Source organism: Thermococcus sp. AM4, assembly GCF_000151205.2.
Classification (GTDB): domain Archaea; phylum Methanobacteriota_B; class Thermococci; order Thermococcales; family Thermococcaceae; genus Thermococcus.
The window spans coordinates 1,516,657-1,531,027 of the sequence record NC_016051.1 but is presented as its reverse complement, the minus strand read 5'-3'; the positions used below and the strand labels follow the sequence as shown (position 1 = coordinate 1,531,027).

Genomic DNA, 14,371 nt, shown 5'->3' with positions numbered 1-14,371 from the left:
GGGATTTTTAGTACGTAAATAGTATGCTGTTCATCACACTTTTGGAGTTAATTTGAATGTGTTCAGGAGCTCCCTATTTTCATTTAAATCATCGAGTATAATATGAACATTGTTCATGCAAAAGATTAAAAGCCAAAAACGTAGAGAAAGTGGGAGTGTTTTCACCAAAACTACGAGGATAGAAAGGGTGTAGCATTATCCCGGTTCCAGTGGAAACAAAACCCCCTGGGGCTACAAATCCGTTTAACTTTACTTAAATTTTAACTATTTCTGCTTACCCCGTCTGCCCAAAGCAGTGCGTCAATGAACTAAAGTTGATAGCCATTTATGTTCATTTTTCTTTCAGTGGAAATTTGAAATGCGCTGCCTTGTTCATTTTACGTTTGTACAATTCAATGTTCATCTCTGATCATTAAAAGTTCCCGTTTCCTTTGGAACACCTTGCCTATCCAGTGGAAACTTTCTCCTCCTTTGAACAGGTTCCTGACAAGCAAAGGCTATAAACCCCTCATCGTAGATTGGTTAGCTTTCCACTGTGTCCGGTGCTTCGGGTGGAAAGTACTGCAACATCTGCTCAATATCCGTGGAATTAATGAGCATAGTGTCATGATCTCTCGCCTAATTGCGTCTCATATTGCGGAACACAAGATTTAATCAACCCGGATGTGATGCGGGGAGTTTCGTTTCCACTGGAAGTAAAATCGGTGGTGCCTATGGACGACTACCTCGGCTCGATCTTTGAGAAGTACCTCCACGCCAAGAAGATCTTCAAAAACAAGGAGGTGTTGAGGCACAGTTACACTCCCAAGGAGCTCCCCCACAGGAGGGAGCAGATAGAAGAGCTGGCCCACATCCTCGTTCCCGTTTTGAGGGGTGAGACTCCTTCGAACGTTTTTGTGTACGGTAAGACCGGGACCGGAAAGACAGTTACCATTAAGTTTGTCACTGAGGAGCTCAAAAAGATCTCCGATAAGTACAACGTCCCGGTCGAGGTCATCTACATCAACTGTGAGATTGTGGATACTCAATATCGCGTTCTGGCCAATATCGTCAATCACTTCAAGGAGGAAAGCGGCGTTGAGGTGCCCCTCGTCGGCTGGCCGACCGACGAAGTGTACGCCCGGCTTAAGGAGGTAATCGACTCCAAGGAGCGCTTCGTGATAATAGTTCTCGACGAGATAGACAAGCTCGTGAAGAAGAGCGGTGACGATATACTCTACTCGCTCACTAGGATCAACACCGAGCTCTCTAAGGCGAAGGTCAGCATAATAGGCATCTCGAACGACCTCAAATTCAAGGAGTACTTGGATGCGCGCGTTCTGTCGAGCTTGAGCGAGGAGGAGGTCGTTTTTCCGCCTTACGACGCCACGCAGCTCAGGGATATTCTCATGCAGCGTGCGAAAGATGCCTTTAACGAGGGCGTCCTCGACGATGCGGTCGTTCCCCTCTGTGCGGCTTTGGCGGCTCGCGAACACGGCGACGCGAGAAGGGCCCTTGATCTGCTCCGCGTCGCTGGGGAAATCGCGGAGCGCGAGGGGGCGAGCAAGGTAACCGAACGGCACGTGTGGCTCGCGCAGGAGAAGATAGAGCAGGACACCATGGAGGAGGTTATAAAAACCCTTCCCCTCCATTCAAAGGTTCTGCTTCACGCCGTCGTTCTCCTCGACGAAAACGGCGAGCTCCCCGCCAACACGGGGGACGTTTACTCCATATACAAATCCCTCTGCGATTACATCGACCTCGATCCCCTCACCCAGCGCAGGATAAGCGATCTGATAAACGAGCTCGACATGCTCGGTATAATCAACGCCAAGGTCGTGAGCAAGGGCCGCTACGGCAGAACCAAGGAGATCCGTCTGAACGTCACCCCCCACAAGGTCAAGAAGGTTTTCAGTCAGGACGATCAGCTAAGGCCTCTCCTCACCCTTAACCTCTCCCGCCAGAGGAGGTTGATCTAATGCTGGTTGAGGATCTAATGAGGAATAAGTACCTCATAACCCCCTCCGCCTACTACCTTCTGGAGCAGTACTACAAAAAGGACTTCTCCCTGGCCGAGCTGATAAAGTTCGCCAAGGCCAGGGGATCGTTCGTTATAACTTCCTCAATAGCTGAGGAGTTCCTTTCATCCAGGGGCCTCATCCCCGGCTCGGGTGAAGCTGAAGGGCATGAAACCTCTATTTCCACTGGAGAACCCCCTGAAACAGGCCCCTTTAATTCCTCCATTGGTCAAAATATGGTCGAAACCGAGGGCTTTTCTGAGGGGGAGAGTTTCATTTCCACTGGAACTGATGTCGAGGAATCGTCATCGGAGCCCCTCCCTGAGCCCATCGAGCCAGTGCAGGAGGAGGCCTCCCCAGAGCCTTTTCCAGTGGAAACGGTGGGGGACGTTGTTGAGGTTACGGAACCTTACGAGGAATCCATCGACGACGAACCCAACGGGGAACTGAACGGGGTCTCTGTGGAAAACGGGAACGGGATCAAGCCTAAGATCATCTACGGGGACTACGGCATTCCGATAGCCTACGTTGGGGACGAGGTACCCGAGGAGGAAAAGACGTACTCCGTTTACGAAGACGTTGTCATAACCCCCAACCCGGACTTCCACTACCGCGCCGCAGAGATGCCCGATGAATCCGAGGTCATCTTCGACGTCAAAAACGTGAAGTTCTCCCCTCCCAAGGCCAAGAGCGCCGCCGGTAAGGAGGGGGAGTTCCTCGTTGAGGCCTACCGTCTTCATTTCCGCTCGCGCCTGAAGAAGATGCGCCGGATTTTCCGGGAAAATCCCGAGATAGGCGGGATAATCGATATAGGGAAGCTCAGCTACGTTCAGCCGGGTTCCGAGGTAACGGTCGTTGGTTTGCTCACTGACAAGAGGGAGACGAGTAAGGGCTACGTTCTCGAGATCGAGGACGCAACGGGCAGGATAAAGGTCTTCATCAACAGGAACCGGGAGGACGCGAAGCTCGTTATGAACATAATGCACGACTCGGCCGTCGCCGTTTCCGGCAAGTACTCGGGCAAGGGCATGATATTCGCGGACCACATCTACCTTCCCGACGTTCCAAAGGTTCGTTCCCAGAAGCCTCCCCTCAAGGAGAAGGTTTACGCGGTTCTTCTGAGCGACATCCACGTTGGGAGCAACAAATTCTGTGAGAATGCCTTTGAGAAGTTTCTCGAATGGCTCAACGGCAACGTCGAGAACGAAGCCCATGCTGAACTCGTCAGCAGGATAAAGTACCTGATCATAGCCGGGGACGTGGTGGATGGAGTTGGAATCTACCCCGGCCAGTACGACGAACTCGCCATCCCGGACATCTTTGACCAGTACGAGGCTTTGGCCAATCTCCTCCGCAACGTTCCAGGGCACATCCACACCTTCATCGGCCCCGGCAACCACGACGCCGCGAGAACTGCCCTGCCGCAGCCAGGTTTCTACGAGGAGTACGCAAGGCCAATCTACCGCCTCAAGAACGTGACCATAATAAGCAACCCCGCGGTGATAAGGCTCCATGGCAGGGACTTCCTCATAGCCCACGGCAGGGGAATAGAGGACGTCGTCACCGAGATACCCAACAGGAGCCACCACCGGCCGGCGGAGGCGATGGTTGAGCTTTTGAAGCTCCGTCACCTGGCCCCGACCTTCGGCGGAAAAGTGCCCGTTGCCCCCGATCCTGAGGATCTGCTCGTCATTGAGAGCGTCCCGGACCTCTTCCAGGCCGGCCACGTCCACGTCATGCAGTACAAGATCTACAACGGCGTCTTCGTCATAAACACCGGCACCTGGCAGGCCCAGACCGAGTTCCAGAAGATGGTGAACATAGTCCCAACGCCGGCGCGTGTGCCGATAATCGACGTTGAAACGGCCCGTTTGAGAGCGGTTATAAACTTCGAGCAGTTCTGCGAGGGGGTTTGAATGGGAGAAGAGCTATACTCACCCGAGATGAAGAATTACTTCGAATCACTCCAGAGGGAGATCGACAAAGCCTATGAGATAGCGAGGAAAGCCCGCTCCCAGGGGAAGGACCCCAGCTTGGAGGTCGAGGTGCCCCAGGCGACCGACATGGCCGGCCGTGTTGAGAGCCTCGTTGGGCCAAAAGGCGTCGCCGAGAGGATCAGGGTTCTCGTCAAGGAGTACGGCAAGGAGCTTGCCTCCCTGAAAATTGTCGACGAAATCATCGAGGGTAAGTTCGGCGACCTTGGGAGCAAGGAGAAGTACGCGGAGCAGGCCGTCAGAACCGCCCTCGCGATACTCACGGAGGGTATCGTTTCCGCCCCGCTTGAGGGAATCGCCGACGTCAAAATCAAGCGCAACACCTGGGCCGACAATTCCGAATACCTGGCCCTCTACTACGCCGGGCCGATAAGGAGCTCCGGCGGAACTGCTCAGGCCCTGAGCGTCCTCGTCGGCGACTACGTGAGGAAAAAGCTCGGCCTCGACCGCTTCAAGCCGAGCGAGGAGCACATTGAGAGGATGGTCGAGGAGATAGACCTCTATCATAGAGCCGTTACGCGCTTGCAGTATCATCCGGAAGCCGATGAAGTGAGGCTCGCGATGAGGAACATCCCCATCGAGATAACCGGTGAAGAGACAGATAAGGTGGAAGTGAGTCACAGGAACGTCCCCGGCGTCGAGACCAACCACCTGCGTGGTGGAGCGATTCTTGTTTTGGCTGAAGGTGTCCTCCAGAAGGCCAAGAAGCTCGTCAAGTACATAGACAAGATGGGCGTGGAAGGCTGGGACTGGATAAAGGAGTTCGTTGAGGCCAAAGAGAAGGGCAAGAGCTCCGAGGAACCCAAGGCCGACGAATCCAAGGCCGAGGATTCCGGGGCGAGGGAAGAAGTGGCAGAAAAAGTCGAGAAGGGCTTCTACTACGAGCTCTACGAGAAGTTTAGGGCCAACATAGCCCCGAACAAGAAGTACACGAAGGAGATAATCGGTGGAAGGCCCCTTTTCGCCGAGCCTTCAGAGAACGGTGGCTTCCGCCTGCGCTACGGGAGGAGTCGCGTCAGCGGTTTCGCGACGTGGAGCGTTAACCCTGCCACCATGCTAATCCTCGACGAGTTCATAGCGATAGGAACGCAGATGAAAACCGAGAGGCCCGGAAAGGGCTGTATCGTAACGCCTGCAACAACGGTGGAAGGGCCGATAGTCAAGCTCAAGGACGGAAGTGTTATACGGGTTGACGACTACGAGACGGCTCTAAAGGTCAGAAACGACCTCGATGAGATTCTCTATGTTGGCGACGCGCTCATCAACTTCGGAGACTTTGTCGAGAACAACCAGACGCTTCTGCCTGCTAACTACGCCGAGGAATGGTGGGTTCAGGAGCTTGCCAAGGCAATTGGGGAGCTCTACGAGGTCGAGCTCAAGCCGTTCTCCGACAACCCGCGCGAGGCCGTTGAGGAAGTTGCCGAATACCTTGAGATAAGTGCGGACTTCCTTGAGGGCCTTTTGAGAGACCCGCTCAGGGTTAAGCCGAGCGTTGAGCTGGCGATACACCTCTCGAAGGTTCTGGACATACCCTTCCACCCCTACTACACTCTCTACTGGAACACTCTGAAGCCTGAGGAAGTGGAGGAACTTCAAAAGGCTCTTCTCAACGCCCAAATCGAGTGGGACGAGTTCAGGAAGCTGAAGTTCGCGAAGAGAATAATCCTCGAAAACGACCCGAGAATCAAGCGCTACCTTGAGCTCCTCGGCCTGCCCCACAGGCTCGAGAGGACAGAGGGGGGGAGGAAGGTCATCGTCGTTGACTACCCCTGGAGTTCAGCCCTGCTCACGCCCCTCGGCAACCTCGAGTGGGAGTTCAAAGCCAAGCCCTTCTTCACGGTCATAGACGTCATCAACGAGAACAACCCGATAAAACTCAGGGACAGGGGAATAAGCTGGATAGGGGCCAGAATGGGCAGGCCCGAGAAGGCCAAGGAGAGGAAGATGAAACCACCGGTTCAGGTGCTGTTCCCGATTGGCCTCGCCGGGGGGCAGAGCAGGGACATTAAGAAGGCCGCGGAGGAAGGAAAAACAGCTAAGGTCGAGATAGCCTTCTTTAAGTGTCCAAAGTGCGGTCATACCGGCCCGGAGCACCTCTGCCCGGTCTGCGGGACGAGGAAGGAACTCCTCTGGCACTGCCCGAAGTGCAACGTTGATTATCCCGAGAGCGAGGCGAAGGAGTTCGGCTTCCGCTGTCCGCGCTGTGACGTCGAGCTGAAGCCCTACGCCCAGAGGGAGATAAAGCCCTCTGAACTGCTGAGGCGGGCCATGGACAACGTCAAGGTCTACGGCATCGACAGGCTCAAGGGCGTCAAGGGTATGACTTCCGGCTACAAAATGGCCGAGCCCCTCGAAAAGGGCCTCCTGAGGGTTAAGAACGACGTCTACGTTTTCAAGGACGGCACAATCCGCTTTGACGCGACGGATGCGCCGATAACGCACTTCAAGCCGAAGGAGATAGGGGTCAGCGTTGAAAAGCTTCGCGAGCTCGGCTACACCCACGACTTCGAGGGCAAACCCCTCGAGCGGGACGACCAGATAGTCGAGCTGAAGGTTCAGGACATAATCCTCTCCTACGAGGCAGGGAAATACCTCCTCAAGGTCGCGCGCTTCGTAGACGACCTGCTCGAGAAGTTCTACGGCCTGCCGAGGTTCTACAACGCCGAGAAGATGGAGGATTTGATAGGGCACCTCGTCATCGGTTTGGCACCCCACACCTCGGCCGGAATCATCGGCAGGATAATCGGCTTCTCCGATGTTCTGGTCGGCTACGCGCACCCGTATTATCATGCGGCCAAAAGACGCAACTGCGACGGGGATGAGGATAGTGTAATGTTACTTATGGATGCATTGTTGAACTTTTCTCGTTACTATTTGCCCGAAAAACGCGGTGGCAAGATGGACGCACCGCTGGTCGTTACGACGAGGCTCGACCCGCGCGAGGTGGACAGCGAGGTCCACAACATGGACGTCGTCCGCTATTATCCCCTTGAGTTCTACAAGGCCACCTACGAGATGAAATCGCCGAAGGAAATCAAGTTCATCGAGCGCGTTGAAGATAGACTCGGCAAACCGGAGATGTACGAAGGGATAAAGTTCACCCACGATACCGACGACATCGGCCTCGGCCCGAAGATGAGCCTGTACAAACAGCTCGGCGACATGGTCGAGAAGGTCGAGAGACAGCTCGCTTTGGCGGAGCGCATTCGCGCGGTCGATGAGCACCACGTTGCGGAAACCATACTCAACTCCCACCTGATTCCCGATTTGAGAGGTAACCTGAGGAGCTTCACGAGGCAGGAGTTCCGCTGTGTGAAGTGCAACACGAAATATCGGAGGCCTCCGCTCATCGGGCGCTGTCCCAAGTGCGGTGGAAAAATCGTCCTGACGGTGAGCAAGGGCGCGGTCGAGAAGTACCTGCCGACGGCGAAGATGCTGGTTACCCGCTATAAAGTCAAGGACTACACGAGGCAGAGGATTTGCCTGACGGAGAAGGACATAAAGACGCTCTTCGAGACGGTTTTGCCCGAAAAGCAGAGGACCTTACTCGGCTTCTCGGCAGATGTGTGCGAGAAGATGATTAAGGAGCGCACTGGCTCTTCAAACGGAAAGAACGGCTATCTAGATGGCTTCAACGGGAAGAACGGGAAGGCGAAGAAAGCGAAGGCAGAGAACGGGGCCAAGAAGGAGAAGAAATCTAAGGCCGAAAAGTCGAAAGACCTCAAGAAGGAAGTCAAGAGGGAGAAGGCTAAGGCAAAGCGGAAGAAGCGCATAAGCCTCGACGAGTTCTTCGGGGGTTAGCTATTTATAGTCCCTCCGCCTATTTCTTCCGATGCTCGACCAGTTCAAGCTCCTCCCCAGCGTTGCCTACCTGCGCGTCGAGAGGCAGGCTTTCATCGGCTACTCCATGCCCTTAGCCGGCTGGATAGGGGAGTATCTGATTAACTATGGAAAGCTCCCCCGGCCGAACTTCCTCGGAAGGGCTATGAGGAAGCTGGGCTTTTCTTTCGCTGGAGAGGAGCGGGACGGGCGCTCGATAACCCAGTTCTTCGTGAAGGGGGGCGTTTCAATAAGCGCGAGCTGGGACGTCGAGCGGGAAAGCCTGTTCCTCCAGGTGATTCCGCTCCGTTCAAGGCTGTCAAGGGGTTTAACCGTTAGGGCCGAGAACATAGAGTTCTACGACCAGTTCGTCGTTTCCATCGAGCCGGCTGAAAAACTTCCGCCGGGAATCAGAGGGATAGGGATTAAGGCCCTAATCCTCGAGGACTTCTACCCCGTCGAGACCCCTTACTGGGGAATGCTCCACGAGGACTGGGAGAGCGAGCTCAACCTGCTCGTCATGAGGGACGAGGTTTATGACTCTTTGAGGCGGGAGGAGTATCGCTGTCCGGTCTGCTTCTCCCCGCTCGCGGAGGAGAACGGTATCCTAAAGTGCACCCGCTGTGGATTCGTTTACGCGCCGGAAAGCGACTTCGAGAGGGTCGTCGAGCAGTTCAGCGTCGAGGAGTTTGCATTTTAGCAACCTTTGCTTGTGCAAAGCTTGACCAAAAGTTTGTGATTCCTTTACAAGACCCTCCTGAAAAAGGATTTTACTACTTCTTTAGCCCTTAGAAGAGGAATTCCCCAACAAAGGTCCTTTTTGCAATGGTTCTACTTGAACCGCGCTCCAAAGGAGCGCTAAAAGGTTTTGAACCCCCTATGGATGTTGCTCTTTTGGAAGTGAATTCTGGTTGGAATCGTGAAGTTTGAGTGAAAAATCCTTTTTCAAATCGCAATTTTCAGGAAGAATCACAGACCTTGGTCAAACTTCGCGCAGATAAAGTTTGGGGGTGTGGGGGCGTTAGCCCCCCTGAGGTTTGGAAGAAAACGGGGTTGTGGGGCGAAGCCCCACTCCGGGGGTTTGAGAGTACAGAGAGATAAGGGGGCGGAGCCCCCTTGTCTTTCGTTGTGGTAGCCCCGCCGGGATTCGAACCCGGGTCGCGGGATCCAAAGTCCCGCATGCTTGGCCGCTACACCACGGGGCTGCCCGATGGAGAAAGTTGAGAGGAAACTTATAAAGTTTAGGACGGGTGTTTGAACACACCCCTTAGGAGGGGCTGAGGAACAAGCTTTAACAAAACTTGGCCAAAAAGTCAAACCTTCACAAGGGGCAAGGATAGAGTGCATGCCTTTCCAAGTGATCCGTTGGTTTTTGGGTTTGTTTTAATAAGGGCTCTTGGGAAAGGTGTTTAAACTTGAAACGCGCCCGAAGGGCGCTAATGGGAAAACACGCTCGAAAACGGCGAGTTTGAGAGCAAACCCACCCGAAAATGAGCCCTTCTAAAACGCATGCTTCACTTTGATGAAACTTTGCCAGGCAAAGTTTCAATGGTGGGGGCGCGGGGATTTGAACCCCGGTCCGCGGGTTTCTCCGGGTCAGAGCTCCAAAGGCTCATCCCCAATCAGCAAACCCGCAAGTCCTCATACCTCTGGAGCCCGCGATGATGGACCAGGCTACACCACGCCCCCGTCCGACCAACCTTAGCGGGGGGAGGTTTATAAATTTTGTGATGGCAAATTTTATTAACTTTGGACATCAATAAGTCTAACGGTGGTTCCAATGGCCGAGCCAATTGTCATCGGCAAGGATAAATTTAGGATCGGGGAGGACGAGACGGCGAGGAGGGAGCTCAGGGTCGTTAAGGTTCACGACGACGTCATACAGGTTCAGGAGGAAGTTCACGGCATCATAGCCCTCGTTGGCGCGAGCTCAAGCGTCAACATCAAGAAGGAAGAGCTCAAAAACCTCATCAAGGTCGTCAAAGAGCAGTTCGGATGGACCGACATCTGCGAGTGAGTTCATAACTCCATTTTTGCTTCCCTAATTTTGACGGATTTGTGTGTATCATCGGCGGTGATATTAACGTTTTATAAGCATAAAACTCCCATTCTTATCGGTGGTTGCCATGGCCGTTGGAGAAAAGATAACGATCAGTGTAATAAAGGCCGACATAGGCGGCTGGCCGGGACACTCAAGGGTGCACCCGCAGCTCATTGAGACCGCTGAAGAGATCCTCGCCAAGGCCAAGGAGGAGGGTACAATAATAGACTTCTACGTGGCCTACGCGGGCGACGACCTCCAGCTGATAATGACCCACAAGAAGGGCGTTGACAGCCCCGACGTTCACGGGCTCGCCTGGAAGGCCTTCGAGGAGGCAACCAAGGTAGCTAAGGAGCTCGGCCTCTACGGTGCCGGACAGGACCTTCTCAAAGATGCATTCAGCGGAAACGTCCGCGGAATGGGGCCCGGTGTGGCTGAGATGGAGATAACGCTGAGGAAGAGCGAGCCGATAGTGACCTTCCACATGGACAAGACCGAGCCTGGCGCGTTTAACCTGCCGATATTCAGGATGTTCGCCGACCCGTTCAACACCGCTGGCTTAGTCATCGACCCCAAGATGCACATGGGCTTCCGCTTCGAGGTCTGGGACATCCTCAAGCACAAGCGCGTCATCCTCAACACCCCGGAGGAGGTCTACGACCTTCTCGCACTCATCGGTGCCAAGAGCCGCTACGTCATCAAGCGCGTTTATCCGAAGGAGGGCCACCCGATTCCGAAGGACGAGCCGGTAGCTGTCGTCAGCACCGAGAAGCTCTACGAGATCGCTGGAGAATACGTCGGCAAGGACGACCCGGTCGCCATAGTCAGGGCCCAGAGCGGACTTCCGGCCCTTGGTGAGGTCCTCGAGCCCTTCGCCTTCCCGCACCTCGTCAGCGGATGGATGCGCGGTTCCCACAACGGCCCGATAATGCCCGTTCCGATGAACTACGCCAACCCGACCCGCTTTGACGGCCCGCCGAGGGTTGTCGCGCTCGGCTGGCAGATAAGCCCCGAAGGAAAGCTCGTCGGTCCGGTTGACCTCTTCGACGACCCTGCCTACGACTACGCCAGGCAGAAGGCCCTTGAGATAACCGAGTACATGCGCAGGCACGGCCCGTTCGAGCCGCACAGGCTCCCGCTCGAGGACATGGAGTACACCACCCTGCCGGGTGTGCTGAAGAGGCTTGAGGAGCGCTTCGAGGACATCGAGTGATCCTTTCCTTTTTGCTCCCCTTTCTCGCTGTTCAGGAGTGTCCATTTCTCCCGTGTCCCCCGCGAAACAGGAAAAACTTAAATACGTTCCTTCTCTACCTAACACTTGGAGTGATACAAAGGGGTGGGAGCATGAGGTTCACGGTTCTCAGGCTCAAGCTGGACGAGAACAGAGTTGAGAGCGAGGAATTTGAGAGGGATAACGTTTACGGTATCATCGACTACGGTCTTGAGCTCCACGAGGCTCTCGAGACCCACAGCGTTGATCCCTACGACCCGAAGAACGTCGTTGTAATGGGCATGGGTCCCTTCGCGGGCTCGGTTCTTCCTGGGGCACATAGGCTCATGTTCTTCTTCCGCTCACCGCTCTACGGCACGCTCTTCCCCTCGGCGATGGGCGGTGCCGCCTACGCCTTCAAGAACGTCGGCGTTGACTTCGTGACCTTCGAGGGAAAAGCCGAGAAGCCCGTCGTGGTTCTCCTCTACAACGACGGCGAGAACGTTAGGGTCGAGCTCCATGAGATTGAGCTTGAGAAGGTAATCGATGTCTGGAGGGGCTACAAGGGCGAGGAGGGTGTCTATGCCCTCACCCAGTACCTAATAGACACCTTTGGAGGGCGCTTTGACTTTGAGTACAGGATAGCGGTCGTCGGTCCGGCCGCGCTGAACTCCAACTACGGCGCGATATTCTCTCAGGCCCTCAGGAAGGGCCAGCGCCTCGCCGGTAGCGAGGACTGGGCTGCGCGAGGTGGCTCTGGAAGCGTTCTGCTCAGGGCGCACAACGTCGTGGGTATAATCTTCGGAGGAAAGCCGAGGAAGAGGAAATTCCCGGGCGAGGACATCTCGAACTTCAGGACGGCGAAGGACATAGTCGAGGGCGTGCACAAGAAGCCCTACAACGAGATTATTGCCGAGAAGACCACCAAGTACCGCTTCAACCCCAAGCTCAACACCGGCGGAACCTTCGGAGGCAACTACCCGGCTGAGGGCGACTTCGTTCCGATACTCAACTGGCAGATGCCCTACATTCCAAAGGAGGAGCGCATAAAAATCCACGAGAACATAATGAAGCACTACTGGGAGCCCTTCAACGAGGAGGCCATAAAGCCCAAGAACTGGACGACCTGTGGCGAGCCCTGTCCCGTCGTCTGCAAGAAGTACCGCAACGGCCACCACGTCGAGTACGAACCTTACGAGGCCAACGGTCCGCTCAGCGGGAGCATCGTTCTGAGGGCGAGCGACATAAGCGTCCACGCGGCCGATGCTATGGGCTTCGACGCGATAGAGTTCGGAGGAACCGCCGCGTGGGTTCTCGAACTGCTTCACCGCGGGCTTCTCAAGCCGGAGGAGGTTGGCTTAAGCGGCAAGCCGGACTTCACAAAGGATGCCCTCATCAACAGACCGATAGAGGCGAGCGAGACCAACGCGAAGCTCGTGGCTGAACTGGCCCACCGGGTTGCCTTCGGCGAGAACGAGATAGCCAGGATAGTTGGCCTCGGCAAGAGGAAGGCGAGCGTAATCTTCGACGAGCGCTTCAAGGACAGGCTGGAGTATGGCGAGAGCTTCAAGGACTACGCGGTATTTACTCCGCTCGGCGAGGACGGCGAGATAACGCCGACGATGTACTGGGCGATAGGCAACTACATACCGCTCCCGATTCAAGGAAGATACTGGACCTTCTACCAGTTCGGCGTCTTCCTTGAGCCGGAGGAGCTGGCGCAGAAGATAGTCGCTTCAGCCCTCTGGGAGTTCTGGTACGACAACGTCGGCTGGTGCCGCTTCCACAGGAAGTGGATGAAGCCCGTCTTGAAGGCCCTCTTCCTTGAGGCCTACGGAAAGAACATCGACATGGAGGAGCACGCGAAAAAGCAAATAAAGAGGCTCATCGAGTACGCCAGAAAGGCCGGCTACACCCCGGTCTTCTGGGACAGCATGCGCGTCATAGACCTCGTTTCGGCCGGCAGTGAGGAGTTCGGAAACGAAAGGTGGGCCGAGAAGTTCAGGGCCGACAAGGTCGGCACTGCGAAGGAGTACCTGAGCAAAGTCCTGGAAGCCTACAGCGAGATTTTGGGGGTTGAGTGGAGGTTATAAACGGGAAAGAACCAAGAACTTTGACCCCTCTACTTTTTCTTGTAAATGACAAGTGCCAGGACTCCCACACCGAGTATCGCCAAGAAATAGACGAAGCTCATCGAAATAATTGTGTTGCCTGTTGTTTGCGGCTTTTTGCTGAAGAGGCTGATTCTTTCAATCTGCAATGTGGCGTTCATCATCCTCGATGTTGTTCTGACTGCCAGATAGTGGACGGCTTCAATTCTGGTCGGGGCTTCAAAGGATTTAATCATGTTCCCGTTTTCTAGCATTATTGTTCTGTCGGCCAATATAAGGGTAACATTCCCACCCTTTTTCCATTCTCCCAGGCTGAGGGTTTTTGATGGGAAGAACGCATAAACGCTGCCGTTGAGGTCAAAGTAGAGCGTCACTATCGGTGCCGGAGAGGGATATTCCCTGCCTATTAGGGACACAAGGATTTCTGGCCCTTTTATGAAGGTCACGTTGGCGGTGCTGAGGTTCAAAATCTTTATTATCATAACGTCTCCCGGCGTCAGGTTGAACTGCGTCCAGTTCTCATTTATTGTGGCTCTTATTGTAATGTTGGTGATATTCTCGCAAAGCCCATAACCCAACATCATCAGTATTCCCAACAAAAGCAGTCCCATCACCTTCTTTCTGTCCATCCTTTGTTCCCTCCAATAATTGTTTCAATACCATAAAGAACAAGAAGTCCGAGGAGTGCAGGCGCGGATATAACTATTGTAGGAACGTACGAACCTGAACTAACAGTAGAAGCGATTGTGAAGACAAAAAGTCCGGCCGCGAACTTTTTCATGGTTTCTACGCTTTCAACACCAACTGTCACATACACAATGGATGCCAAAAGGGCAAGTAGAAGATAAGGCAACATTATGTCTCTGGCGATATAGATTATCCTAAGGGACAGTAGAGACAGGACGAAAACAAGGGACACAATCTTTTTTCTAAGCGTATGTGGCTTCAGGAGTGAAATCAACACTCCAATTAGGCCGAGGATTAGAAGCGACGTCCCCCTTGCAAGGCCGACCAAGATTGCAAAAAATAAATAAGAAATCACCAGAATCACCTCCCCCGAAGTCCTGCTATGCTCTGGGTTTCTTGATTTTTCTGTTATAACTTTTTCTTATAAACTTTCTCTTACTTTGAGTGGGATTTTTCCCTTTTCTAAGTGTGGCAAGCGATAGTTGTAGGTTTAGTCTACCCAAAATTTTCGA

At 54.2% G+C, this 14,371-nt stretch carries 9 protein-coding genes and 2 tRNA genes; 7 read left to right on the top strand and 4 right to left on the bottom strand.

The window, feature by feature from the left end; all coding sequences use genetic code 11:
• Positions 1–713 precede the first annotated feature (713 nt).
• From TAM4_RS08420 to TAM4_RS08405, 4 genes are read left to right on the top strand one after another with little or no spacing between them, the layout of a single operon-like run.
• Positions 714–1,958 (top strand): ORC1-type DNA replication protein, encoded by a 1,245-nt coding sequence (locus TAM4_RS08420; protein ID WP_014122815.1) that lies wholly within the window; start codon positions 714–716, stop codon positions 1,956–1,958.
• Positions 1,958–3,913 carry a DNA-directed DNA polymerase II small subunit gene (locus TAM4_RS08415; RefSeq protein ID WP_014122814.1) on the top strand — a complete coding sequence of 652 codons (1,956 nt, stop codon included), beginning with the start codon at positions 1,958–1,960 and terminating at the stop codon, positions 3,911–3,913. Before TAM4_RS08420 ends, TAM4_RS08415 begins: the two co-directional genes overlap by 1 nt.
• Positions 3,914–7,792 (top strand): DNA-directed DNA polymerase II large subunit, encoded by a 3,879-nt coding sequence (locus TAM4_RS08410; RefSeq protein WP_014122813.1) that lies wholly within the window; start codon positions 3,914–3,916, stop codon positions 7,790–7,792.
• A 31-nt stretch (positions 7,793–7,823) separates the two neighbouring features.
• Positions 7,824–8,510 carry a hypothetical protein gene (locus TAM4_RS08405; protein WP_014122812.1) on the top strand — a complete coding sequence of 229 codons (687 nt, stop codon included), beginning with the start codon at positions 7,824–7,826 and terminating at the stop codon, positions 8,508–8,510.
• Between the two features lie 429 nt (positions 8,511–8,939).
• Here TAM4_RS08405 and TAM4_RS08400 read toward each other — a convergent pair.
• Together TAM4_RS08400 and TAM4_RS08395 are read right to left on the bottom strand one after the other, a co-directional pair.
• Positions 8,940–9,015: transfer RNA gene (locus TAM4_RS08400), tRNA-Gln, on the bottom strand.
• A 344-nt stretch (positions 9,016–9,359) separates the two neighbouring features.
• Positions 9,360–9,499: transfer RNA gene (locus TAM4_RS08395), tRNA-Trp, on the bottom strand.
• Between the two features lie 91 nt (positions 9,500–9,590).
• On the opposite strand from TAM4_RS08395, the gene TAM4_RS08390 reads away from it, so the two are divergent.
• The 3 genes from TAM4_RS08390 (at position 9,591) to gor (ending at position 13,154) form a co-directional block, all read left to right on the top strand.
• Complete coding sequence (locus tag TAM4_RS08390) at positions 9,591–9,827, top strand: hypothetical protein (RefSeq protein ID WP_014122811.1); 237 nt, start codon at positions 9,591–9,593, stop codon at positions 9,825–9,827.
• 109 nt (positions 9,828–9,936) lie between these two features.
• A complete protein-coding gene (fbp, locus tag TAM4_RS08385) occupies positions 9,937–11,064 on the top strand; it encodes a fructose-1,6-bisphosphate aldolase/phosphatase (RefSeq protein ID WP_014122810.1) in 1,128 nt (375 codons plus the stop codon).
• 131 nt (positions 11,065–11,195) lie between these two features.
• Positions 11,196–13,154 carry a glyceraldehyde-3-phosphate:ferredoxin oxidoreductase gene (gene gor, locus TAM4_RS08380; protein WP_014122809.1) on the top strand — a complete coding sequence of 653 codons (1,959 nt, stop codon included), beginning with the start codon at positions 11,196–11,198 and terminating at the stop codon, positions 13,152–13,154.
• Between the two features lie 29 nt (positions 13,155–13,183).
• On the opposite strand, the gene TAM4_RS08375 is transcribed toward gor, so the two are convergent.
• Positions 13,184–13,801 (bottom strand): hypothetical protein, encoded by a 618-nt coding sequence (locus TAM4_RS08375; protein ID WP_048150413.1) that lies wholly within the window; start codon positions 13,799–13,801, stop codon positions 13,184–13,186.
• Complete coding sequence (locus tag TAM4_RS08370) at positions 13,783–14,223, bottom strand: hypothetical protein (protein WP_148258670.1); 441 nt, start codon at positions 14,221–14,223, stop codon at positions 13,783–13,785. The genes TAM4_RS08375 and TAM4_RS08370 overlap by 19 nt, the downstream gene beginning before the upstream one ends.
• Between the last annotated feature and the right edge of the window lie 148 nt (positions 14,224–14,371).